General features: G+C 57.3%; 25 protein-coding genes and 1 tRNA gene. 16 read left to right on the top strand and 10 right to left on the bottom strand.

Annotated features, from left to right (window positions below; translation table 11 throughout):
• The first annotated feature begins 57 nt into the window (after positions 1-57).
• Positions 58-1,500 carry a magnesium transporter gene (mgtE, locus tag PSJE_RS10895; RefSeq protein WP_007971042.1) on the top strand — a complete coding sequence of 481 codons (1,443 nt, stop codon included), beginning with the start codon at positions 58-60 and terminating at the stop codon, positions 1,498-1,500.
• 101 nt (positions 1,501-1,601) lie between these two features.
• On the opposite strand, the gene PSJE_RS10890 is transcribed toward mgtE, so the two are convergent.
• Positions 1,602-1,928: an Arc family DNA-binding protein gene (locus tag PSJE_RS10890; RefSeq protein ID WP_008066583.1), complete on the bottom strand. Its 327-nt coding sequence runs from the start codon at positions 1,926-1,928 to the stop codon at positions 1,602-1,604.
• A gap of 110 nt (positions 1,929-2,038) precedes the next feature.
• On the opposite strand from PSJE_RS10890, the gene PSJE_RS10885 reads away from it, so the two are divergent.
• Positions 2,039-2,245 carry a hypothetical protein gene (locus tag PSJE_RS10885; protein WP_079246716.1) on the top strand — a complete coding sequence of 69 codons (207 nt, stop codon included), beginning with the start codon at positions 2,039-2,041 and terminating at the stop codon, positions 2,243-2,245.
• 97 nt (positions 2,246-2,342) lie between these two features.
• Here PSJE_RS10885 and PSJE_RS10880 read toward each other — a convergent pair whose 3' ends face one another.
• Positions 2,343-2,522, bottom strand: a complete 180-nt coding sequence (locus tag PSJE_RS10880; protein ID WP_057713619.1) for a PA3371 family protein — start codon at positions 2,520-2,522, stop codon at positions 2,343-2,345.
• Positions 2,523-2,545: 23 nt separating this feature from the next.
• Positions 2,546-2,779, bottom strand: coding sequence for a hypothetical protein (locus PSJE_RS10875; protein ID WP_057713620.1), 234 nt, complete (start codon positions 2,777-2,779; stop codon positions 2,546-2,548).
• Positions 2,780-3,069: 290 nt separating this feature from the next.
• Between PSJE_RS10875 and PSJE_RS10865 the strand changes: the two genes are divergently transcribed.
• Positions 3,070-3,146: transfer RNA gene (locus PSJE_RS10865), tRNA-Arg, on the top strand.
• A 252-nt stretch (positions 3,147-3,398) separates the two neighbouring features.
• On the opposite strand, the gene PSJE_RS10860 is transcribed toward PSJE_RS10865, so the two are convergent.
• Complete coding sequence (locus tag PSJE_RS10860; RefSeq protein ID WP_090457323.1) at positions 3,399-4,400, bottom strand: hypothetical protein; 1,002 nt, start codon at positions 4,398-4,400, stop codon at positions 3,399-3,401.
• A 254-nt stretch (positions 4,401-4,654) separates the two neighbouring features.
• Here PSJE_RS10860 and PSJE_RS10855 point away from each other — a divergent pair, with 254 nt between their 5' ends.
• From PSJE_RS10855 to PSJE_RS10845, 3 genes are read left to right on the top strand one after another with little or no spacing between them, the layout of a single operon-like run.
• On the top strand, positions 4,655-5,332 hold the full coding sequence (locus tag PSJE_RS10855) for a vWA domain-containing protein (protein ID WP_090457321.1): 678 nt from the start codon (positions 4,655-4,657) through the stop codon (positions 5,330-5,332).
• Positions 5,277-6,080: a PP2C family serine/threonine-protein phosphatase gene (locus PSJE_RS10850; protein WP_268876121.1), complete on the top strand. Its 804-nt coding sequence runs from the start codon at positions 5,277-5,279 to the stop codon at positions 6,078-6,080. The genes PSJE_RS10855 and PSJE_RS10850 overlap by 56 nt, the downstream gene beginning before the upstream one ends.
• The gene (locus tag PSJE_RS10845) at positions 6,077-8,257 is read left to right on the top strand and encodes a protein kinase domain-containing protein (protein ID WP_159439191.1); all 2,181 of its coding nucleotides are present in this window, start codon (positions 6,077-6,079) and stop codon (positions 8,255-8,257) included. Before PSJE_RS10850 ends, PSJE_RS10845 begins: the two co-directional genes overlap by 4 nt.
• 181 nt (positions 8,258-8,438) lie before the next feature.
• Here PSJE_RS10845 and PSJE_RS10840 read toward each other — a convergent pair whose 3' ends face one another.
• The gene (locus tag PSJE_RS10840) at positions 8,439-8,759 is read right to left on the bottom strand and encodes a hypothetical protein (protein ID WP_090457315.1); all 321 of its coding nucleotides are present in this window, start codon (positions 8,757-8,759) and stop codon (positions 8,439-8,441) included.
• A 215-nt stretch (positions 8,760-8,974) separates the two neighbouring features.
• Entirely contained in the window at positions 8,975-9,688 is a 714-nt protein-coding gene (locus PSJE_RS10835; RefSeq protein ID WP_057713621.1) for a response regulator transcription factor, read from the bottom strand.
• Between the two features lie 875 nt (positions 9,689-10,563).
• Between PSJE_RS10835 and PSJE_RS10825 the strand changes: the two genes are divergently transcribed.
• The 4 genes from PSJE_RS10825 to PSJE_RS10810 all read left to right on the top strand — a co-directional run bounded on the left by PSJE_RS10825 (position 10,564) and on the right by PSJE_RS10810 (position 15,756).
• Complete coding sequence (locus PSJE_RS10825; RefSeq protein WP_090457311.1) at positions 10,564-12,168, top strand: tetratricopeptide repeat-containing response regulator; 1,605 nt, start codon at positions 10,564-10,566, stop codon at positions 12,166-12,168.
• Positions 12,165-12,857: a sensor histidine kinase gene (locus PSJE_RS10820; protein WP_090457309.1), complete on the top strand. Its 693-nt coding sequence runs from the start codon at positions 12,165-12,167 to the stop codon at positions 12,855-12,857. Before PSJE_RS10825 ends, PSJE_RS10820 begins: the two co-directional genes overlap by 4 nt.
• Before the next feature lie 201 nt (positions 12,858-13,058).
• Positions 13,059-14,303, top strand: coding sequence for a glutamine synthetase family protein (locus tag PSJE_RS10815; RefSeq protein ID WP_167362901.1), 1,245 nt, complete (start codon positions 13,059-13,061; stop codon positions 14,301-14,303).
• A 70-nt stretch (positions 14,304-14,373) separates the two neighbouring features.
• Complete coding sequence (locus tag PSJE_RS10810; RefSeq protein ID WP_057713626.1) at positions 14,374-15,756, top strand: MFS transporter; 1,383 nt, start codon at positions 14,374-14,376, stop codon at positions 15,754-15,756.
• Positions 15,757-15,819: 63 nt separating this feature from the next.
• On the opposite strand, the gene PSJE_RS10805 is transcribed toward PSJE_RS10810, so the two are convergent.
• The 4 genes from PSJE_RS10805 to flgA all read right to left on the bottom strand — a co-directional run bounded on the left by PSJE_RS10805 (position 15,820) and on the right by flgA (position 18,427).
• Positions 15,820-16,566, bottom strand: coding sequence for a flagellar brake protein (locus PSJE_RS10805; protein WP_057713627.1), 747 nt, complete (start codon positions 16,564-16,566; stop codon positions 15,820-15,822).
• 92 nt (positions 16,567-16,658) lie between these two features.
• The gene (locus PSJE_RS10800) at positions 16,659-17,126 is read right to left on the bottom strand and encodes a flagella synthesis protein FlgN (protein ID WP_057713628.1); all 468 of its coding nucleotides are present in this window, start codon (positions 17,124-17,126) and stop codon (positions 16,659-16,661) included.
• Positions 17,127-17,174: 48 nt separating this feature from the next.
• Positions 17,175-17,501 (bottom strand): flagellar biosynthesis anti-sigma factor FlgM, encoded by a 327-nt coding sequence (flgM, locus tag PSJE_RS10795; RefSeq protein WP_057713629.1) that lies wholly within the window; start codon positions 17,499-17,501, stop codon positions 17,175-17,177.
• A gap of 167 nt (positions 17,502-17,668) precedes the next feature.
• Positions 17,669-18,427: a flagellar basal body P-ring formation chaperone FlgA gene (gene flgA / locus PSJE_RS10790; RefSeq protein WP_090457306.1), complete on the bottom strand. Its 759-nt coding sequence runs from the start codon at positions 18,425-18,427 to the stop codon at positions 17,669-17,671.
• 82 nt (positions 18,428-18,509) lie between these two features.
• Between flgA and PSJE_RS10785 the strand changes: the two genes are divergently transcribed.
• The 6 genes from PSJE_RS10785 (at position 18,510) to flgE (ending at position 23,634) form a co-directional block, all read left to right on the top strand.
• Positions 18,510-19,442 (top strand): chemotaxis protein CheV, encoded by a 933-nt coding sequence (locus PSJE_RS10785; protein WP_090457304.1) that lies wholly within the window; start codon positions 18,510-18,512, stop codon positions 19,440-19,442.
• A gap of 45 nt (positions 19,443-19,487) precedes the next feature.
• Positions 19,488-20,315 (top strand): protein-glutamate O-methyltransferase CheR, encoded by an 828-nt coding sequence (gene cheR / locus PSJE_RS10780; protein WP_007980127.1) that lies wholly within the window; start codon positions 19,488-19,490, stop codon positions 20,313-20,315.
• Between the two features lie 363 nt (positions 20,316-20,678).
• Positions 20,679-21,086, top strand: a complete 408-nt coding sequence (flgB, locus tag PSJE_RS10775) for a flagellar basal body rod protein FlgB (RefSeq protein WP_008051530.1) — start codon at positions 20,679-20,681, stop codon at positions 21,084-21,086.
• Positions 21,087-21,089: 3 nt separating this feature from the next.
• Positions 21,090-21,533 carry a flagellar basal body rod protein FlgC gene (flgC, locus tag PSJE_RS10770; protein ID WP_057713632.1) on the top strand — a complete coding sequence of 148 codons (444 nt, stop codon included), beginning with the start codon at positions 21,090-21,092 and terminating at the stop codon, positions 21,531-21,533.
• Positions 21,534-21,548: 15 nt separating this feature from the next.
• Entirely contained in the window at positions 21,549-22,271 is a 723-nt protein-coding gene (gene flgD, locus PSJE_RS10765) for a flagellar hook assembly protein FlgD (RefSeq protein ID WP_057713633.1), read from the top strand.
• 31 nt (positions 22,272-22,302) lie between these two features.
• Positions 22,303-23,634 (top strand): flagellar hook protein FlgE, encoded by a 1,332-nt coding sequence (flgE, locus tag PSJE_RS10760; RefSeq protein WP_057713634.1) that lies wholly within the window; start codon positions 22,303-22,305, stop codon positions 23,632-23,634.
• The last annotated feature ends 16 nt before the right edge of the window (positions 23,635-23,650 follow it).

Below are 23,650 nucleotides of genomic sequence, written 5' to 3'. Positions count from 1 at the left end.
ATGAATTGACTGATTGATCCTTCCGGCGTGCCCCGCTGCTGGGAGTGGAGTTCGCCTATGTCCGAAGTTGAAGTAAAGAAAACGCAGGAAAGCTTGCAGGATCGCCTGGCTCAGGTGGTTGAGTTGCTGCAGCGCCAGCGAGTTGTAGAAGACCTGACTCACCGCCAGGAAGGCCCGCATCATGACCGGGTCGAGAACCTGGTCCACCGGCAGAACCTCGTCGAGTTGCAACGCAAACTCGATGACCTGCACTCCGCCGACGTCGCCTACATCCTTGAAGCCTTGCCGCTGGACGATCGTCTGACGCTCTGGCAACTGGTCAAGGCCGATCGCGACGGCGACATCCTTCTTGAAGTATCCGATTCGGTCCGTGAATCACTGATCGCCGACATGGACGATCACGAGCTCCTGGCAGCCGCCAAGGACATGGATGCCGACGAACTCGCTGACCTGGCCTCCGAGCTGCCGCGAGACGTCGTCCATGAGCTCATGGAGACCCTCGACCAGCAACAACGCGAGCGCGTGCGTTCGGCTCTGTCCTATGACGAGGAGCAGGTCGGTGCGCTGATGGACTTCGAGATGGTGACCATCCGCGAGGATGTCAGCCTTGAAGTGGTCTTGCGTTACCTGCGCCGTCTCAAGGAGTTGCCGGGCCACACCGACAAACTGTTCGTGGTCGATTACGACGGCGTGCTCAAGGGCGTGTTGCCGATCAAGCGTTTGCTGGTCAACGATCCGGACAAACAGGTTTCCGAGGTGATGGCCAGCGATCCGGTGAGTTTCCACCCGGACGAAGACGCCTACGATGCCGCCCAGGCATTCGAGCGTTATGACTTGATCTCCGCACCCGTGGTCGACAAGAACGGCAAGCTGATCGGCCGTCTGACCATCGATGAAATGGTCGACCTGATCCGTGAAGAGAGCGAAAGCGAAGTTCTCAACATGGCGGGTCTGCGTGAAGAAGAAGACATTTTTGCGTCGGTCTGGAAATCCCTGCGTAACCGTTGGGCCTGGCTGGCGATCAACCTGATTACCGCGTTCGTGGCTTCTCGGGTCATCGGTTTGTTTGAGGGTTCGATCGAGAAGCTCGTGGCGCTTGCGGCGTTGATGCCGATCGTGGCGGGGATCGGTGGTAACTCGGGTAACCAGACCATCACCATGATTGTTCGGGCCATGGCGCTGGACCAGGTGAGCACCGGCAATACCTCGCGCCTGATGCGCAAGGAATTGGCGGTAGCGCTGATCAACGGCGTGATCTGGGGCGGGGTGATCGGTGTGGTTGCCTACCTGCTCTATGGCAGTTGGTCTTTGGGCGTGGTGATGACCGCCGCGATGACGCTTAACTTGCTACTGGCGGCGTTGATGGGGGTTTTGATCCCGATGACCCTGGCGAAGATGGGGCGCGACCCGGCGATGGGGGCCAGCGTGATGATCACGGCCATGACCGACAGCGGCGGCTTCTTCATCTTCCTGGGGTTGGCGACAATCTTCCTGCTCTGAAGCCTCGTTCATCGAAAACCCGTCTTTGGCGGGTTTTTTTGTGCCCGGATTTCAGGCAAAAAAAAGCCAGCGATCAGGCTGGCTTGGGCTTACTGGCAGAATCAGGAAGCGTCGGCGGTCATTTCAGCGTCATGGGCGATCAGCGAAACAAGGGCGTTCTGCTGTCGATGGGAGAGCTGGCGGAAGCGCTGCAGCAACTCCCGTTCGTGCAAGGAAAGCTCCGGGCTGTCCAGGCGCATGCTCAACTCTTCTCCCAGTGCGCCTTCCTGAATAAGACTCTGCTCAAGGCGCGCAATGATTTCGGAGTTCATGCTGCGATGATGATTGCGAGCCACCTCGGCAATGCGTTCACGCATTCCGTCTGGCAGACGTACGACGAACTTGTCAGCCGTACGGCTGGAATAAATTGCCTGTTTCAATGGGCGCATATATTTAACCGGTTAGTTCAGGGGAGCGGTTTTCGGGATTGGCCGCAGGATGTCTGGTAGGACAAGCGCTCTGACCAAATGTTCAACCTGAATTGATAGAGGCGCGCATCATGCCTCAAAGCAGCCAGATCCTTGGCGCCAATTATGTGACAAATATTGAACCGAATAAAGGCGTTCTGCCAGCACCAATTATCAGAAACGCGGACTGGTTTGAAAAGTTCGACCAGGCCGCATCGCTTATCGCTTTCTCCACCCGACGAAAGGTTGCCGGCGGGCAGGAAAAAGTGAACTCGGACCCTGTTCCTTGTCTTTTATAGGATAGTGGCAAATTGCCGATTTACTAGGGGAAGTCGTATAGCGGGGGTGAATTCAGGATGGATGGCAGGCCCTTGCAGCGGGTCTGCCATGTCAGGATCAACGCAGTACCGGATCAAACTTGATCTTGCGCCCGGCGATCAATGCGAGCACGAACAGCGTGCTGAATACGCCACAGGCGATCAGGGGGAGAGTGACGACCATGTCCTGGGTCAATGACAGATGGAAAATGCCGCTCAACAAGGCGAGGGTGAAGAAACTCGCGGCTGATCTGGACATGCTGTGCTCCTGGTAAAGGTCATTCAAAATACCAAACGTTCGGCAGACGGAGCCGGCATCAGGATGTTTTCCTGGTCGATCTCCTGACTGACAAGGCTGTGCCGGTCGCTCGTCACTGCCAGCTGCGGTGCCTTCTGCAACTGAAGGTAATGCGGCATACGTTGGGCAACCTGCGTAGCGCTGCTCTGGGGAACAAAATGAACGCCTGCTAAAACCACCAGTGCGATTGCAGACAAGAGTGAAAGGGCGCTCTTCATGGGGCGTACCTCGGTTGTTCTGTGAGAACAGCAGAAGCAGCTCGCATGCCAGAGTCTATCGACAATTAAATTCTTTAAAAACAATGAATTAAGTTATTTTTGGTAAAGCGCCATATTGCATTTTGCAATGATGGCTTTTTGCAGTGATGCAATTTGCATGGTAAACAAGTCCGCGCCCGGCCGAGGCGTCTGCCTACACTTAAAAAGCCTACGGACGACATGACAAAAGCCAGCCCGGCCGTTAACATGCACGCCGTCCATCGCACCGCGTATCGTCGCGGTCAACCTGTGTCTCAGTAGCTCAATTGGATAGAGCATCCCCCTCCTAAGGGGAAGGTTGGCAGTTCGAACCTGCCCTGGGACACCATATAAATCAAGGGCCTGCCGAGTTACAAACTTTCTTTGAAAGTCGTTGGGCTATCACTGGGCTAGCAGTTGAGAGCTACCGCGAGGCTTACAGCCATGCTATTTAAACCTCATGGCGGAGTGGTTGGTTGTCTCAGCGCGTAGCCTGTTCTGCACATCCGTAGCAGAAGTTCTGTTTTTGAGGCTGCCGCCGGCTTAAGAAACCTAAGCTAATGAAACCATTGATGGTTTCATAGCGCCTCGCACACCTCCTCTATTGTTCTGCACGCCTTTGCGACTTATGCCGTGAGCAAAGCGGGTGTAGCCTTTTAGGTGTGATACGCGAGTGGTTGCCCCTTTTTTTAACGCACAAGACAAACCGCTCCCACCCTGTCCTGCTTCTGTGTGGTTTGAATGCGATCTTGAGGGTAAGGCCGTAATCGGGTAATCCAACTGCCATTTCGCCATCCAAAATCACATACTTTGCGTGTAGGTCATCTACGACGGTATGGCCAAGGATTTTCAGCTGGGCAACAATTTGCTCGACCGACTCCTCAACGGAGCGCTGAAAACGCTCGATCTGATCGTGACAAACGTCCGTACGCATCACGGCATCAATAGCAACACCCGCCGAGCTCATAGCTCCACCGAGCGGCCCATAGACAGTCCCATCCATTACCGTGACAAAGCAGTTAGCGCGTTTTTTACGCAATGTCGTACGCTGTGCTTCGGTCACGGGGTCGGATGGAGTTCCGTGAATTACAAACTGGCGTATTACGTCGGGCCAATTTTGATGCAGCGTTTCTACGACTTCAGTGCTCGCCCATCCCTCATGCAAGTAGGTGTTGATTGCGTAAAAGACATCATCGGTAACAAGGGCAAAAACGACGTGCGGGGTTCGCTCAACGAAGCCGGGATATTTGGGATGTGGACCAACACCCAAGTGGAAATGATGTACACCCCAGTCATCAAGTAGACCATCTTGGTTGCTAAAACTTTTATGATCTTTGCTCTGGTGGGGTTTCAGCGATTCGCCAGCTTCAATCTTTTTTTGTAGGTTTCTCCAGCCAACGTCATATTCAGCGGGGCACGCAAAGCCATTGGCAATTTCAATTCGTCTCGGTTTGGGGTTGGCGTCTCGACGCAGGGAGTCAAAAAACCTAAATGGCACTTCCTCCCTCTCGATCTTATCAACCTGATCCCCCCAGGCAGACCTCATCTGCTCTAACAGCTGGTCATGCCAGTCATGTTTGAAATTCGCGATTATCCTGGTCATCCTCTCTCCACAACATTCGCAACCTGATCTGCATACAACGATAACATGGCCTCCTGGGGGCGGTTTCTGGTGGGTAAGGCGCGACCCGAAACCCGCAGCCTGTGTCGCTATTTAAAATCGCACTAAAAACACCAAAAAATCATGGCATCACTTAGCGGGAGGCGCCGTTCGGATCAATTTTGTGCGTTTTTCGGTACGTGCTGGTATCGTGCTATCACGACAGTCTCGTCACGGAAAAGGATAGAGGGGGCAAGATGAGCGATTTCGAGCAACAGCCGTTTGCAGACGCGGAGTTTGCTGAAAATCCGGAGCAACGGTGCCCTTGCATACTTCTGTTGGACACATCGGGCTCTATGAACGGTGCGCCCATCCAGATGCTGAACGATGCTTTGCAGTCATTCAAAGATGATCTCTACGCCGATGCAATGGCGGCGAAGCGTGTGGAGTTAGCAGTAGTGACTTTTGGTCCTGTCAATGTTCGTACCGAATTCACGACTGTCGACGGTTTTTTCCCCGAGGTGATGGAAGCAAGTGGTGTGACGCCTATGGGGGAGGCCGTTGTGCGGGCATTGGATCTCCTGCGCGAGCGCAAGGACCGTTACCGCTCCAATGGCGTTAAGTACTACCGTCCTTGGGTATTTCTGATTACCGATGGAGCCCCGACTGACGATTGGCAGGAGGCACGTCGACGTGTCCACGAAGGGGAAGAGCGTAAAGAGTTCATGTTCTACTCCGTTGGTGTCGATGGTGCGGATATGTCGGCTCTCTCGCAGTTGGGTACACGTCAACCATTAAAGCTCAAGGGTTTGGCGTTTCGGGAACTCTTTGCTTGGCTATCCAGCTCTTTAAGCGCTGTATCGCAATCGAATCCAGGCGATGCAGTTCCACTTGCCAATCCGACTGGCCCAGAGGGTTGGGCAATTGCTGGATAGTCCTCGTTGGCGTTGGGCGGCTGCCTCGTGTGTTGGCACGTCTCATCAGCGTATGGGGACGCGAAAGCAGGATGCCTACAGTGTGGCTCGGATCAACCCACATGCGTTCTGCGCTGTAGTCTCCGACGGAGCGGGCAGCGCGAGTTACGGTGGGCAAGGTGCGTCCTTGATTTGCCGCAGCCTAATAGCCAACTTCCGTTCATGGTTCGAACACCATAACTGCTTGCCAGATAATGAGGTGATCCTGTGTTGGATTGATCTGGTGAGAGACCTTCTCTCCGAGGTCGCAGCGCGGCGTGGACTAACTCGACGACAGTTCGCAGCGACGCTGGTGATGCTGGTGGTTTTCAAAGGACGTGTCTTGGCTTTGCAGATTGGCGACAGCGCGCTTGTCGCTCGTAAGGCTGGAGTATGGGAGGCCTTGTGCTGGCCAGAAAATGGAGAGTTTGCTTCGACAACCTATTTCGTTACGGATGATCCTGAGGTTCGGCTGCATACTTTTAATATGGATCTTGAGTATGACGCCTTCGCTTTGTTTTCGGATGGGTTGGAGGCAGTCGCTTTGGAGCAAGCAACACAGCAGCCTTTTGCTAGGTTCTTTGATCCAATGCTTAAGCCGGTCGACCAGATGGGAGGAGAGGGGCGCTTGGTTGAATTGTCAGGCGCACTTGCGCGGTATCTGGACAGTCCTGCGCTCTGCGAGCGAACGGATGACGACAAGACACTCATCCTCGTTTCATGTCGATGAAATCGCCGCCGGTACGGATCGCCGGTAAGAATGAGCAGCTCGATAAACGCCTCGGCAAAGGAGGCGAGGGGGATGTGTACGCGCTGGTGGGGCATGCCGATCGTGCAGTGAAAATCTACAAAGCTGAGATTCGGCGCTCCCGCGAAAGTAAGGTTAGAGCGATGGTAGAGGGGCGGTTGGCTGAAGCGACCACTCTGGTAGCTTTCCCATCCGAGGTGGTTACTGACTCCTCTGGCAACTTCGCTGGTTTTTCTATGCGGCTGGTTGCGGGGTACAGGCCGCTCCATGAACTGTACAGCCCGAAGTCACGCAAAATCCATTTTCCAAAAGCGGACTATCGGTTTCTGGTACGGGTGGCGCAAAACGTTGCGCGTGCCGTCGCGACGGTGCATAAAGCTGGCTGTATTATTGGGGATCTCAACCATTCCGGAGTTCTTGTTGCGCAGGACGCCACCGTTGCACTGATTGATGCCGATAGCTTTCAGTTTAGTTTGAAAGGGCAGTCCTATCCCTGTGTTGTTGGTATGGAGGACTTCACGCCCCCAGAACTCCATGGTGTCAGTTTTAGTAGTGTCAAGCGCACTCAGGCACATGACAACTTCGGACTCGCAGTTGCCATCTTTCAATTGCTGGTCATGGGGAAACACCCCTATTCTGGCCGTTTTAGTGGTGCAGATCTTAGTCTGGGTCAGTCGATTGCGCAGAACCGTTTTGCCTTTTCAATTGCGCGACGCGACGATACGCGGACCTCACCGCCACCCGGTTCGGTGCTGTTAGCAGATTTCCCACCATCGCTTGCCGTAGCATTTGAGTCAGCGTTCGGTCTTGTTGCTACCTCTCGCCCGGACCCGGTTGCGTGGGTGAGTTTGCTTCAAGGACTCGAAACTAGCCTACGTCAATGTGCAAATGTACCGACTCACTATTTTCCTGGTGCGGCAGGTAGCTGTCTTTGGTGTCGGCTCGCAAGTCAATCTGGTTTCGAAATGTTCCCATTGGGCCTTGTCGCGGGGAATATACCTACGGCAGGGTCCTTCGATCTTGAGGCGGTATGGGCTGCTATCAAAGCGGTGCGGATTCCTCGGCCGGAAGAAGCCCTGCCTACCTGGGGCGGAAATGTGGGCCCGCCGAGTGCCGCAGTTACGCAGGCAAAGAGCAATAGCCCAGAGAAAACCATCTACGGCGTTCTGGCGTTGTTGGCGGCAATCATCGGATTTGTCAACGTGCCTCGGTTAGGGCTCTTTTGGGGAGCCCTGGGTGTTTACGGCTTGGTAGCATTCTTCACAAAGGCTAAGGTGGATCCAGCGCCATTTCGCAAGGCTTACGTGGATGCTGATAGTCGGGTGCATTTGCTATCCATGGCACATTTGCAGCGCATTGGCCTGAAAGAGATTATTGTTCTGCGTGCCGACTTGGAAGACTGTGTAGCCCGATATCGGCAGGTTGAAGGGGATCTCGCGGATGTTCTGACAAAGCTGAAGTCGACGCGAGAGGCGCGTCAGAGAATAGATTTCTTGGATCGGTTTCTGATCAGACGCGCAACAATACCGGGTATCGGACCTGCGAAGACTGCTACGTTGGCCTCCTTTGGTATTGAGACTGCTGCTGACGTAACGGCTTCTGCTGTTCGTGCGGTGCCGGGGTTTGGCGAGGCATTTACTGGAAAAATGCTCGCATGGCGCCAAAGTCACGAGGCTAAGTTCCGCTACAATACCTCGCCAGATCCATCTGATATCCAAGCCGAAAACGCAGCACGTTCCGCATCCGCAGCTAGACAGATTGATTTGCAGAAAAAGCTTCGTTCGGGTCTGGCTGCTTTGCAATCTGCGGCGCCACGGTGCCTATCCGCTAAGTCTGCGCCAGATCAATCTCTCTTGCAGGCACTTGAAGAGCGTGCACAGGCCCAAGTGGATTGCGCGGCTTTGGGGATCAATCTGCCTGCACCTACACTCGTCACCATCGAGGTTCCCAAAAGAGCTCCTGTACAACCTGCTCGAAACCCGGGGGGGCTAACCCCGACACACCCGACTGCAACTGGCTCTTCGCGTTCGCCAGTATCGAATTCCTGCCCCGTATGTGGTGCATCTATGGTGCGTCGGACGGCTCGCAAGGGGAGACGCGCTGGAAGCCAATTCTGGGGATGTTCCAAATATCCCTCATGTAAAGGAACAAGGAGTTAAGGATTAATGATGGGGTAGGAAATAAAAACTGAGAAAGTCAGAGGCGCGCGGGAAATACTCGAACACCGTTTCCCGGCCTATTGGGCGCGATACTGCTGATGCTCTCTGCCTCGCCCCACAATGAATCGCTCCTAGTTTCACAAGCAAGGCACGGCCGGCCGCTGGTATCGCAGGCGCTCGCTCATGTCACCCTCCCATCAATTGATCGTAGGCTCTGGATAGGCGGCGCTGGTCGCTCCAATGGCATGCCGTCGCTGACAACGTTCTGAAGCTCAGTAATCACCCGGATTATCTCATGGATAACCGGCACGTTAGGATTGCCCTTGTATTCCACCGGTTTCAAGTCAGGCATTACCTTGTCGGGTGCGGCCAAGGCTGCCGTCACCTGAGAGTTGGTCATATGGGTTTTTCCGAATATGAACGCCATCAGCTTTTTGAGTATTGGCTGGGCTTTTCGGCGGTCTTTTTCCCATTGCTTCATTGGGTGTTTGCGCGCTGCCATTTGCACTCCTAGAGCACCTTTACCGATGCCTTTTGTTTCAGGTTGTCCAGTCGACCATTTGGCGCGGGGGAGTAGGTTCAGGTTGGTGCGGCAGGATTTACCGGGAACGACATCAGTATTGCGAGAGCCCTGTCCCTGGACACCGAAAAGGACGGCGAAACGGTGACGGCCTAACCCTTAAAGTGGGGGGAGGCCGTCTTGCATCGACTTGAAATTCAATCCAGTTCTACCCAGGCGGACTCGGTTGGTGCTTCGTTGGTGAGCCCGTGTTTGAGCGCATACATCAACAAGTCGATGCGGTTGATGAGATCCAGCTTTTGATAGATGTTGCTGAGGTGGTTGTGCACGGTGTGCTCGCTGATCCCCAGGCGCCCGGCGATGCTCACATATTTGGCGGACGGTTCGCCCACGATGGCGCGAATCAGTTCTCTCTCGCGCAGCGTCAACCGCGCCTGTTTCGCCCGCTCCAGATTGCATTTCATGGGTGTATGTCTGGACGCGGCATAGCCGGAAAGGCCGCCAGCCCAGGCTCTATCCATTGCGATGTCGCTATGGTGGACCTTGAGGATGGCCTGGATGATCGATTCCGTCGGGTCTTCCGCCAGCACGATGCCGCGAGCGCCAGCCTCTATCGCCTGGGCAGCGGGGACGACTTCGTACAGGCCCTTGAGCAGCAGCACTTTCATTTCGGCGCTACGGGTGAGTCCCGCGACGACATCCAGAGGGTTCAGCGCATCCGGAAAGAAACTGAAAAAAATGACATCGGGCCGCAGCTGATCGGCAAGATCCAGCGCCTGGGTATAGGTGGTGGCCTGTCCTGTCACTTCCATGCAGGGCATTCTGGCATTGATCAAGTCGTGAAGGCCCTTGAGTACGAGGGGGCGACAATCGATCAACATCACGCCAATTGGCTCTTTTTGGTCAGTCATGATCTTCCTGACCTCCTTGAAAAACCAATGATGGCCTCCACCCGCTGGCCTTCCCGGGTCAGCAACTTGCTCACCGGGGCGCAGCGATTGAAGGATGGATTCGAACGCCGGGAGGCCATGATGATGCCCGCCCAGGCATTGGCAACTAGCGACCCGGGGGCCATTTCCATCAACAGCACTGGCACGTGGGGCGAACTTTTCCATAAGGCAGGCAAAGCCCGGGAGAGAAGTTCAATACAAATAATTATCAGTGGTTTACGCATGATGATGTGCTCCCTCCCGCCTCTCAACTGATTCTAGGTCAGCCCGGAGCGCTGCCAACCTGTCCATCCGTCAGTCCTCGATACAAGCCCGGTGCGGACAGACCTGAGCGATGTACTCAAGGAGGGGAGTAAACCTCGAAAATCAAGGTATTAGGCTCGCCATGGGTGGCCAATGGCCAAGGTCTGATCCGGATTGCGTTCGTCAATTAATCGACGAGTGGTGTTCACTTAGGAACGCTAATATCAGCTTAGTCAATTTATCGGCGATCCCTGTCTGGTCAGCCACCGGCATTTGCGGGTGTTCATGTATCGCTGGTGTTCATGTATCAGCACTTTTTCGTGCGCGAGGTCTCGTTTTCAGTAAGGCCTACACCTATTCAGAACGGGCGTAGGGGAAGGTTCTCAAGGGAATGCCATGGCTGGCCGATAACACGGGCAGTCAGGGACTTGTTCGTCTCTTCCGGTCGGCATGGGGCGCACTGTCTATGAGAAGGTGTTTGATAGCCTAGTGCCACCCGTTATCATCTGCGCGCCAAAACAGGGGCTGCGAAGCTGAGTCCGTCCGTGTATTTGCCTTTGGGTTCTTCTTCTTAAATTGCCTGGAAATCTTCGATGCTGTCGTATCACCAAAAGCGTTTTCTGATCGTCGATGATTTCTCGGACTTCCGCAGTTCGGTCAGGTCGATGTTGCGCGAACTGGGCGTCAAGGAAGTGGACACTGCCGATACCGGTGAGCAGGCGCTGAAAATGTGCTCGCAGAAGGCCTACGACTTCATCCTGCAGGACTTTCACCTGGGTGACGGCAAGAAGAACGGCCAGCAGGTGCTCGAAGACCTGATGGAAGAAAAGCTGATCAGCCATGAGGCGGTATTCGTCATGGTCACCGCCGAAACCAGCCAGGCCATGGTGCTCAGTGCATTGGAGCATGAGCCCGATGCCTACCTGACCAAGCCGTTCAATCGTTCCAGCCTGGCCCAGCGCCTGGAGCGCCTGGAGCAGCGCAAGACTCTGCTCAAGCCGATCCTGCAGGCCCTCGACCGGGGCAAGCCGATGGAGGTGCTCAACGCCTGTATCGCCCTGTGCAAACAAGATATTCGTTACTCGCCGTTGTGCCTGCGCTATCGCGCCGATGCCCTGCGCGATCTGAATCAGAACGAAGCGCTGGAGCGCCTCTATGACAGCATCATCGCCGACCGCCCGTTGCCATGGGCGTTTGCCGGGTTGGGCAAGTTGCTGTTCAAGCGCGGTCAGGTCGGGCAGGCCAAGGGCATTTATGAGAAAGCCCTGAAAGTCTTCCCGATGATGCCGTCGCTGTATGACGGCATGGCGGATGTATTGGTCGCCGAAGGGGACACTAAGGGGGCGCAGCGCGTCCTGGAAGAGGCGATTCGCCTGTCGCCGCTGGCGGTGCGCCGCCAGGCGTTGCTGGGCAAGCTGGCGATGACCAACGAGGACTTCGACACGGCGGCCAAGGCCTATCGCCAGGCTGTAAGCCAGGGTGCGCAGTCGCGGTTCAAGGATGCCGAGAGCAACCTCGGCCTGGCCCATGCATTGATCAGCAAGGGCAGCGAACGGGGCCTGGACACGCGGACCCGTCTGGAAATCAACACCACATTGAGTGCCGTGGCCAAGGAAAACCCTTCCGATCCGGGCCTGCAAATCCGCGCGCGCCTGATGAAGGCCACCAGCCTGTTGCTCAACGACGCCGAGACGGCCGACAAGCTTACCGAGCAAGCCTTGCTGCGTCTGGACGGCATGGAGCAATTCATGAGCGCCGAAGCGGCGTTGCTGGTGGCCAAGCAACTGAAACTGCTCGGGCAGACAGAGGCCGGTACCGCGATGCTGAAAAACTGCGTGGAAATCTACGGTGACGATCCGGTGGTCATGAAGGACATCGCCAAGCAGACCGACGACCCGAGCATCCTCAATTCCGGCAACGCCGCCGCGGAACTCAACCGTCAGGGCGTGCGCGTGTACAAGACCGGCAACCTGGTGGAGGCCCGGCAGGTATTTCGCAGGGCCCTGGCGATGCAACCGAAGAACATCAGTATCGCCCTGAACATGGCGCAGTCATTGTTGCATGGCACCGATACCAGCGTTCCCTCGGCAGAGCTGGAGGAGTGCCGGGTTTGCCTGAAAATGGTCGGCCTGATGCCCGACACCGACGCGCGCTATCCGCGTTACCAGAAGCTGAAAAGCAAGGCGTTTGGCCAATGAACGACAACGAACCGGCACTGGATTTCTCCACGGTGATCGCCTCGACCGTGCACGATATGAAGAACTCGCTGGCCATGCTGATGCAGGCCCACAGCCAGTGGCTGGGGCGATTGCCGGAGTCGGCGCGGCAGGCGCCGGAGCAGGGTGTGATCGACTTCGAATTCGCCCACCTCAACGGCATGCTGGTGCAGTTGCTGGGGCTATACAAGCTCGGCGTCAACCAGATGCCGCTGCAACCGGCCTATCATGAACTGGACGACTTCATCGAAGCGCAGCTGGCCTGTCATCAGGAGGTGTTCGCCAGCCGCGGGATCATGGTCACCTATGAAGTGGACCCGCTGAGCCCGCTGGGTTTCTTCGATCGTGAGTTGATCGCGTCGGTATTGGCCAACTGCATCAACAACGCCATTCGCTTTGCACGGCATGCCGTTTTGATCAGCGTCAGCGACGAAGCCGGACAACTGGTGTTGACCATCAATGACGATGGCGAGGGGTATCCGGCGCAGATGATCGAACGTCAGGTCGATTACGTGCAGGGTATCAATCAAAGCACCGGTAGCACCGGGCTGGGCCTGTACTTTGCCGGGCGAATTGCCGCGCTGCATCAGCGCAACGGCGTGGGTGGACGTACCGAAATCAGCAATGGCGGGCCGTTGGGCGGAGGGGTGTTCCGCCTTTACCTGCCCTGACAGACAGCATTTTTTTCGACGCTGCTTGAAATTCCGAACACGTGGAGCCTATTTTGTACGGTCGCCGTTCGCGGCCCGCACAATAACAAGGATAGCGTCATGACGACCGTTGGCCTGAGTTCACTCGCGCAGCGATTGACGGGCATTGATGAAGTTGAATGTGTCACGCCGGATTTGAATGGCGTACCACGGGGCAAAGTGATGACCTCCGAGGGGTTTCTCGACGGTCGACGTTTGCAGATGGCGCGGGGCGTGCTGCTGCAATGCATCATGGGCGGATATCCGCCGGCACGGTTTTACGGCAGCGATGACGGCGACCTGGCGCTGATCCCGGACCCTGCACAAATCCATCGCTTGCCCTGGAGCCATCCACCGCGGGCCTTGGCCATTTGCGATGCGGATGAACTGGGCACCACCACCAGTTCCAACCTGTCGACCCGTGGTCAGCTCAAGGCAGTGATTGCCCGTTACGCGGCCCGCGGCCTGGCGCCTGTGGTGGCGACCGAGCTCGAGTTTTTTGTCTTCGCACCCAACACCGATCCGACCCTGGCTTTTCAACCGCCACTGGGGCTGGACGGTCGCCGCGAAGATGGTCAGTCGGCGTTCAGCGTCAGTTCCAACAACGGCTTGCGGCCGTTCTTCAATGAAGTCTACGAGTGCATGGCTGCGTTGGGGTTGCCTCGCGATACCTTCATGCACGAAATGGGTGTCAGCCAGTTCGAGATCAATCTGCTGCACGGTGATCCGCTGCTGCTGGCCGACCAGACATTCCTGTTCAAGCACCTGCTCAAGGAAGTGGCCCTCAAGCACGGCCTGAGCGTGGTGTGCATGGCCAAGCCGTTGGCGCATACGCCGGGCAGTTCGATGCATATCCATCAGAGTGTGGTCGAGATCGATTCCGGGCGTAACGTGTTCAGCGACGAGGCGGGGCAGGAGACGGCCACCTTCCGCCACTTCATTGCCGGTCAGCAAACGTGCATGGCCGATTTCACTGCGTTGTTTGCGCCGAACGTGAACTCCTATCAGCGCTTGTGCCACCCTTACGCCTCACCGAATAATGCCTGTTGGTCCTACGACAACCGGGCGGCCGGCCTGCGCATTCCGGCCAGTTTGCCGGTGGCCCGTCGGGTTGAGAACCGCTTGCCGGGGGCCGATGCCAACCCGTATCTGGCGATTGCCGCAAGCCTGGCGGCGGGGTTGCATGGCATCGAGAAGACATTGGAGCCGAGCGCGCCGATCCAGGGTGAGTTCGAGGTGCCGGACAATCTTTCGTTGCCGTGTACCTTGCATGCGGCACTCGAGCGTCTGAAACGTAGCCAGTTGGCCAAGGAACTGTTCGGCGCGGAATTCATCGAAGGCTACATCGCTTCGAAGACCCTGGAACTGACCAGTTTCCATGATGAAATTACTCCCTGGGAAAGGCGTGTTTTAGCAGCCCAGGCCTGACGTTCCGTCGACATCCGGCTATCGTTTAGCGATAGCCGATTCTCACTGCAAGGAGCCGCTCGGAACGCCGATGCGCCAAATCTGGAAATCCTTTCGAGCATTGTATTTCGCCTCGCTGATGATGTTGATCGGCTCGGGCCTGTTGAGTACTTACCTGGCGTTGCGCCTGGCTGCCGACCATGTCGACAGTCTGTGGGTCGGTGCGCTGATGGCTGCCAACTATTTCGGCCTGGTGCTGGGGGGCAAGATCGGCCACCGGTTGATTGCCCGGGTCGGGCATATCCGGGCCTATTCGGCGTGTGCCGGGATCGTTGGCGCGGCGGTGCTCGGCCATGGCCTGGTGGACTGGTTGCCGGCCTGGCTGTTTTTGCGGGTGATCGTCGGCCTCGGCATGATGTGCCAGTACATGGTGATCGAGAGCTGGCTCAATGAACAGGCCGATGCCAATCAGCGCGGTATGGTCTTCAGCGGCTACATGATCGCTTCGTACCTGGGATTGGTGCTGGGGCAGTTAATTCTGGTCATGCACCCAGGGCTGGGGCTTGAATTGCTGATGTTGGTCGCCCTGTGCTTCGCGCTGTGCCTGGTACCCGTGGCCCTGACCCGGCGCATTCACCCGGCACCCTTGCACCCGGCACCGATGGAGCCACGGTTCTTTATCAAGCGCGTGCCGCAGTCACTGAGCACGGTGCTCGGAGCGGGCCTGATCGTCGGTTCGTTCTACGGTCTGGCGCCGCTGTATGCCTCGCAGCAAGGGTTGTCCACCGAGCAGGTCGGTCTGTTCATGGGTAGCTGCATTTTTGCCGGGCTGCTGGTGCAGTGGCCGTTGGGCTGGTTGTCCGACCGCTACGATCGCGCCGTGCTGATCCGCAGTTTCGCGTTCAGCCTGGCACTGGCTGCACTGCCGCTGGCGATCATGCCGCAGGTGCCGCTGGAGGTATTGTTCATCGCCGGGTTCCTCTGTTCGCTGGTGCAGTTCTGCCTGTATCCGTTGGCGGTGGCGTTCTCCAATGACCACGTCGAAGGTGATCGCCGGGTGTCCCTGACGGCGATGTTGCTGGTTACCTATGGCGTGGGTGCGAGTATCGGGCCGCTGGTGGCAGGTGTGCTGATGAAACTGTTCGGCAGCCAGATGCTCTATGCGTTCTTCAGTTTCTTTGCGTTGGTGCTGGTATGGCGGATTCGCCCGAAAGCAGTGACCAACCTGCATCAGGTCGACGACGCACCGCTGCATCACGTGGCCATGCCGGACAATATGACGAGTTCGCCACTGGTGGCCTGCCTCGACCCGCGTGTTGACGAGCAGGTGGTGCAGGACCAGATGCACAGTCCGGTGAGTACAGCGCCAGAGCCTGAATCAGAACCTGAAGCTGTCACCGAAACTGAAACCGATCAGCCGCCGCAAGACCCTGATACAGGGCGGGATCCTAACTTCAGCGAGGCCAGGCCTTAAAACCGGGGCACAAAAAAACGGGCAGTCACCGCAAGGGAGTGCCCGTTTTTTGTTGATGCGCTATCAGATGTCGTCTTTGTCGAAGCGACGCGCTTCGCGTTGCAACTGGTAGACGAAGCGTTCGACCTGACGTTGCACCAGCCCGCTCATGTTGTGGAAGCGAACGCCGGCGAAGGTGGTGGAAATCCTTTCTTCGAAGTGCAGATAACGCAACTCGACCGGCGCGGTCATCTTGCCGAAGGGCAGGTCGGCGTTGAAACGGTCGTAAACCTGACCCAGTTGCAGGCTGCCGGTGATGTCGCCGTCGAAGCGCAGTTTGCACCCGGTGGCGGAAATATCCAGCAGCTTGCCGCTGATGGGCGCCTTGAGTTTTTCGCCGTCGAGGTTGACGTTGACCAATTGTGCCAGCTTCAGCGCGGCGCGGAAGGCATTGCGGCGCTGGTGGTACACCACTTCATCAGGCAGGGGGCCGCGATAGCAGCGGCTGCCACCGGATTCGTCGATGTTCAACTGGCCGTTGCTTTCCCAGGCAATGCGTACGCCTTCGTGGAAGCCTTCGACCCTGAACGACTCGCCCGCCAGCAGGTAACGCTCGCCGTCACGGGGAATCATTTCGTCCAGGGCAATCATGTTGCTGTCACGGTCCAGATCCACCAGGTAGCTCTGGAAGCGCTGGCTGCGCTCGTGGAACGTGATGATCAGCGGGTCATGGCTTTCGAGCAACTGGCGCAGGTTGCTGGAGATTTCCAAGGGCGTGGAGAGCACCTTGGGTGGCTGCGGAGCATCATCCACGGATAAGGCATTGGACACGTTTAATCAATCTCCAGACAAAATTTGACTACGACTGGCTATCAGTTTGCCAGTATGTTGCGCGTCTTGATAGAGCGGGGGCATTGACCGGCTCATGCCTGACTGAGCGGACGCGGCTTGGCAAGCTTGGAGAATGTTCCGCTGGCATCGTAAAGCGCCGGGGTTTCACCGCCGTTGAGGATTTTCAGCTGGGTGGCTGTAGCGGCCTGTTGAGTGAGGATCGACTGGCCGTTGTTGGCGTTGATGGCCTGGCACTGGGCCAGGAGATCGGTCAGCACGTCACTTTGCGCCAGCAACTGCTCGCCAATGCTCGACTGGCTGGCCAATTGCTCCAGACCGCCACGGTTGGTCGGCAGGTTGAGATTGGCAAGGATTTCACTGCGCTTGCGGCCATGCTGTTCGAGCAAAACGACCAATGCCTGTTTCTGCGCCAGGATGTTCTCGAGCAATGGCATGTCGCGGCCATGCAATGCGAGGGATTCGGTCTGCAGTAACTCCAGCAGGTGTTGCGCTGGGGCAAAGTCGTCGGTGATCAGTTGCAGTAAATGAGTGTCGTGCATGGCTGGCCTTGGGTTTTAAGCGTCCAAAAGCCTGGCGCCGGCGGTGGCCTAGCGCTGGGCTTCGAAGTTGAGCAGTTTGCTGGCTACACGGTTGCTGTCGACTTTATAGCTGCCATCGGCAATCGCTGCTTTCAATTCGGCCACGCGGGCTTTGTCGACGGCAGGCTGATCGCGCAGCTGTTCAGTGACCTTCTGCAACTGTTGAGCCTCATCGCTGAGATGTACCGATTCCCCGCTTTTGACGGTACCGGCCTGTTCGGCCGCGGACTCCAGCGGCGCGGATTTGCCGGCCTCGGCACTTTCCTTGCTGGCGCTGGTACGTGTACTGCCCGTCAGGGACGAGGAGCTGTTCAAACGGCTGAAATCGATGACCATGATAAAAAACCTCTGGGAATTTGGACGCTTGCCATGGTTTCGGCCATTCCCTGGAAAACTTTAGGCTCATTTATCAATGAACCTTGCGCGCGTCAGCGCATGCCCTGCATGGAGCACAGTCTAGGGAACAGCCGCGGCAAGCGCCACATTCTGATGAACAGAGCGAATTACATGGACACTTCCACCTGCCCCGGCGCCATGACCTGCGCCTTGATGACTCGTTGGGAGTTGAGGTTTTTCACCCGGATCTGCTCGCTCAGGCTGCCGTTTGACAGGGCTTCGCCCGGCATGCGCACGCTGAGGGTACCGCTGCGGGCGGTTATCACCACCTGATCACCCTTGCGGATGACTTCGGCCTGTTCGATATGCACCAGGGTGATCACCTGGTCGGCGACCATTGGTCGGGTCAGTCGCTGCCCGATCGCCTGATCGAGGGCGGTCAGGTAGCCCTGGCCGATGAGGCTGATATCGCGCTCGCGCAGGACCACATCCCCAGGCTCGACAATGGCGGCACGGCGCAGTGGCCGGGCGCTGGTCACGACATCGCGAAACAGGCGGACTTGAGCGGGTATGAACACCGTCCAGGGGGAAGCGCCCTCGCAGCGAACCTTGACCGTAACCCGTCCCAGCGGCTTGGGACTCTCGAGTGTTGCTGTCAATTCCCTGTCGCACATGGGCATGTGCATGCGCGGATCGAGCTGGTTGACCTGGATCTCGTAGCGACCCTCCGTTTGACTGGTCGCCAGATAGTCTTCTACGGTGAATTCAAGAAAGCCCTGAGTGACGCCGATAAGCATGTCAGGCAAGGTAACCGCGTCAGCAAGGGCAGGGCTGCCAGCGTTGAACAGGCAAACAGCCGCCAGCACGCCGAGCAATTTGCGGTACGGTGTGGTCAGGCGTCGAAAAAATGTCGGTTTTGTGTTCATAACGATTAAAAAAGCAAGCGCCGTGCCGTTTAGTGATGAAGGCGCGTCGCAACAACACTTGGCGTTGGCGTAGGAGTCTGGCATGGCTGGTGTAATGGATTCGGTAAACCAGCGCACGCAACTGGTGGGGCAGAATCGCCTTGAGTTGTTGTTGTTCCGTCTCGACGGCCAGCAACTGTACGGGATCAACGTGTTCAAGGTTCGGGAGGTGCTGCAATGCCCCAAACTGACGCTGATGCCCAAATCCAGTCCTGTCGTGTGCGGCGTGGCGAACATCCGGGGGGCGACCATTCCGATCCTTGATCTGGCGATGGCGACTGGTTCCGGCGCGTTGAAAGACAAGAACAGCCCCTTCGTGATCATCACGGAGTACAACACCAAGACCCAGGGTTTCCTGGTCCGCTCGGTGGAACGCATCGTCAACATGAACTGGGAGGAGATCCATCCGCCGCCCAAGGGCACCGGGCGCGATCACTACCTGACGGCGGTGACGCGGGTCGACAATCAGTTGGTCGAAATCATCGACGTCGAGAAGGTGCTGGCGGAAGTGGCGCCGACGCCGGAAGCGATTTCCGTGGGTGTGGTGGATGTCGAAACCCAGCACAAGGCGCTTTCGTTGCGCGTGCTGACGGTCGACGACTCGTCGGTGGCGCGCAAGCAGGTCACGCGCTGCCTGCAAACGGTCGGCGTGGAAGTGGTGGCGTTGAACGACGGTCGGCAAGCGCTGGACTACCTGCGCAAACTGGTGGACGAGGGCAAGAAGCCGGAAGAAGAGTTCCTGATGATGATCTCCGACATCGAGATGCCGGAGATGGACGGGTACACACTGACGGCGGAGATCCGCAACGACCCGCGCATGCAAAAGCTTCATATCATCCTGCATACTTCGTTGTCGGGGGTTTTCAATCAGGCGATGGTCAAGAAGGTCGGTGCCGATGACTTCCTGGCCAAGTTCCGTCCTGATGACCTGGCATCCCGGGTAGTCGACCGGATCAAAGCAGCAGATATCAGCTAGGGGTTCGCACCCCTGGCAGTCAACACGATTTAAGAGGCGGCATCATTGTCTACGGGTAATTTGGATTTCGAACAGTTCCGGGTATTTCTGGAAAAAGCCTGTGGCATTTTGCTCGGTGAAAACAAGCAGTACCTGGTCTCCAGCCGTCTCAACAAACTGATGGAACAGCAAGGCATCAAGTCTTTGGGGGAACTGGTTCAGCGCATGCAGACCCAGCCGCGCAGCGGTTTGCGCGAGCAGGTGGTGGATGCCATGACCACTAACGAAACCCTGTGGTTTCGTGACACCTACCCGTTTGAAGTCTTGAAGAACAAGGTACTGCCCGAAGCGATCAAGGCCAGTCCCGGTCAGCGCCTGCGCATCTGGTCGGCAGCATGCTCGTCGGGCCAGGAACCGTATTCGCTGTCGATGTCCATCGACGAGTTCGAGCGGGTCAACATGGGCCAGTTGAGGATGGGCGTACAGATTGTTGCCACCGACCTGTCCGGTACCATGCTGAACAACTGCAAGACCGGCGAGTACGACAGCCTGGCCATCGGCCGCGGCCTGTCGCCTGAGCGCCTGCAGCGTTATTTCGACCCGAAAGGGCCGGGGCGCTGGGCGATCAAGGCGCCGATCAAGAGCCGGGTGGAATTCCGTTCCTTCAACCTGCTGGACAGCTACGCGAGCCTCGGCAAGTTCGACATCGTGTTTTGCCGCAATGTGTTGATCTACTTCTCCGCCGAGGTGAAGAAGGACATCCTGCTGCGCATTCACAGCACATTGAAGCCAGGCGGTTACCTGTTTCTCGGTGCTTCCGAAGCGTTGAACGGTTTGCCGGATCATTACCAGATGGTCCAGTGCAGCCCGGGGATCATTTACCAGGCGAAGTGAATTTGCCGGCGTCATCGAAAACGGGAGTCCTTATAGGCTCCCGTTTTTTGTGTGCTGATTTCTTGCAAACGCTGCTGGCCCCTGTGGGAGCGAGCTTGCTCGCGATAGCGTCCTGACAGTCGAGTTCAACTTTCCCTGACACACCGCAATCGCGAGCAAGCTCGCTCCCACAGGGGCGGCGGTGTTCTGAAAAGGGTGAGGAGGCGGCAGAAAAGCGGCATCCGGCGGAAAACCGTTGCCGCTTTTCTGGCATTGCCATGTTGCCATGGCCTGCAAGGCCCCGGTTTCCGGGGGTTTTTGAATTGGCATGGGGCTTGCTAAGTTGATTCTACGAAAAATCAGGTCACCCGAAGGTTTCCCGACATGAGCATCAGCTTCGATAAAGCGCTCGGTATCCACGAACAAGCCCTGGGCTTCCGAGCCCAGCGTGCCGAAGTCCTGGCCAACAACATCGCCAACGCCGATACCCCGAACTACAAGGCTCGGGACCTGGACTTCTCGAAAGTGCTCGCCGAGCAGAACGAGAAAACCAAAAGCGGCACTTTCGCCTTGAACATGACCAACAGCCGTCATATCGAGGCTGAAGGCCTGGGCAATGGCGACGAGTCGTTGCTGTATCGCACGCCGATGCAACCGTCGATTGACCAGAACACCGTGGACGCCCAGTTGGAGCAGTCGAACTACGCGGAAAACGCGATCGGCTTCCAGGCCAGCTTCACCCTGCTCAACAGCAAATTCAAAGGGCTGGTGTCAGCCCTGCGCGGAGAGTAAGCCATGTCTCTATCCAGTGTTTTCAACATTGCCGGTAGCGGCATGAGTGCGCAGACCACGCGTTTGAACACCGTCGCTTCGAACATCGCCAACGCCGAAACGGTCTCGTCGAGCATCGACCAGACCTACCGTGCGCGTCACCCGGTATTCGCCACCATGTTCCAGGGCGGGCAGAGCGGCGGCAGCGATTCGCTGTTCCAGAGCCAGGACGCCGCCGGTCAGGGTGTTCAGGTGCTGGGTGTGGTCGAAGACCAGAGCAATCTTGACGCGCGCTACGAGCCGAACCATCCGGCGGCCGATGCCAAGGGTTACGTCTACTACCCGAACGTCAACGTGGTGGAGGAAATGGCCGACATGATTTCCGCGAGTCGTTCGTTCCAGACCAACGCCGAAATGATGAACACCGCCAAAACCATGATGCAGAAGGTCCTGACCCTCGGTCAGTGATAAGGGGCGACTCAGATGAGTGTTACCGATTCCACCAGTGGTTTGAGCCTCAACGATATCCTGGCCAACTCCTCGATCAAGACCAGCACCACGACTGACGGCCTCGCATCGGCAACCGGCAGCGCCACGGGCAACAAGGCCCTGGGCAAGGATGCATTCCTGAAATTGCTGGTTACTCAGTTGAAAAACCAGAACCCGCTGGAACCCCAGGACAACGGCGAATTCGTGGCCCAGCTGGCGCAATTCAGTAGCCTGGAAGGCATCACCACGCTCAACGATACGGTGACCGGCCTGGCCAGCAACTACAACTCGTCCCAGGCCTTGCAAGCGTCGTCGCTGGTGGGGCGTTCGGTCATCGCTCCAGGCGACAAGGCCGTGGTCGATACCACCAAGAGCCTCAGCGGCACGGTGGTCGTTCCGTCTTCGGTGGCGTCTGCCACCCTGAAGATCACCGACGCAGCCGGCAAGACAGTGCGCACCATCGACCTCGGTTCACAGAAGGCCGGCAACGCCAGCTTCATCTGGGACGGCAAGAACGATGCGGGTGAGACCGTACCTGCAGGCACCTATACCTTCGGCGCCACGACCACGATCGATGGTCAGTCCGTTGCGTTGATCACCAACCTGCCCGCGACCGTCAACAGCGTGACCATCAGCCAGACCGGCGGTGAGTTGATGCTCAATCTGGCCGGGCTGGGCAGCGTTGCTCTGTCCAAAGTACAAACCATTGGTATGTAGAGCCGACTAACACGGCATAAAGGAGTGGATGATGTCTTTTAATATCGGCCTTAGCGGTCTCTATGCAGCCAACAAACAACTGGACGTGACCGGCAACAACATCGCCAACGTCGCGACCACCGGTTTCAAATCGTCCCGTGCAGAATTCGAAGACGTGTACTCGGCGACCCGCCTGGGCACCGGCAGCAAGACCGTCGGCAACGGCGTGCGCCTGGCCAACGTTTCCCAGCAGTTCGGTCAGGGTGACGTGAGCAACACCGGCAACGTGCTCGATATGGGTATCCAGGGCAACGGCTTCTTTGTCCTGAGCAACAACGGCTCGCTGACCTATACCCGTGCCGGTACGTTCAAGACCGACAAGGAAGGCTACGTCACCAACAGCGACGGTACTGCCCGCCTGCAAGGTTACGGTGTGGACTCCAACGGCAAGATCGTCAATGGCGTGCTGACGGACCTGCGGATCGACACGTCCAACCTGGCACCGAAGTCCACCAGCACCGTGTCGTCGACGATCAACCTGAACTCGACGTCGGCAGTGATCGACCAGACGGTTGCGGCGAACAAGTTCAACCCGTCCAAGACCGAGACCTTTACCAAGTCGTTCAGTACCCCGATCTACGATACACAGGGTAACCAGCACACCATGGATCAATACATGGTCAAGACTGGAGCGAACACGTGGGACACCTACACACTGATCGATGGCCGCAATCCGGATGGCAGTGATCCTACTGTTACCGCGCCGGTTGCTTCGACCATGTCGTTCGATTCCACCGGCAAACTGACTTCGGTCAGCACGCCAGTGACGCCACCAACCACGCCACCGACTTCGGTGATCAGCAGTGACCTGAAAATCACCAACTGGACCCCGGGCAGTGTCACCAATGGCGTCTGGACAGCCAACGGTGCCGCAGCCGATCCAGCAGGGTTGACCATCGCCATGGCCAACACTACCCAGTTCAATGCCGACACCGCGCGTTCGATTCCGGCGCAGAACGGTTACGCCACCGGCCAGATCACCAACCTGACCATCGATGGCAGCGGTGTGCTGCTGGCCAACTTCAGCAACAACCAGACCAAGCCGATCGGTCAGATTTCCCTGGCCAGCTTCACCAACGAGCAAGGCCTGCAGCCGGTAGGCGGCACCAGCTGGAAAGAAACCTACGCGTCGGGTATCCCGGGCTACGATGCGCCGGAGACCGGCACCCTGGGTTCGATCGTTTCCAACTCCCTGGAAGAGTCCAACGTCAATCTGACCAACGAACTGGTCGACCTGATCAAGGCGCAGAGCAACTACCAGGCGAACGCCAAGACCATTTCCACCCAGAGCACCATCATGCAGACCATCATTCAGATGACTTGATGCCGGTTGGCTGAAC

The organism is Pseudomonas jessenii (assembly GCF_002236115.1).
In the GTDB taxonomy this organism is placed as follows: Bacteria; Pseudomonadota; Gammaproteobacteria; order Pseudomonadales; family Pseudomonadaceae; genus Aquipseudomonas; species Aquipseudomonas jessenii.
This window is presented reverse-complemented; position numbering and strand designations above follow the sequence as displayed.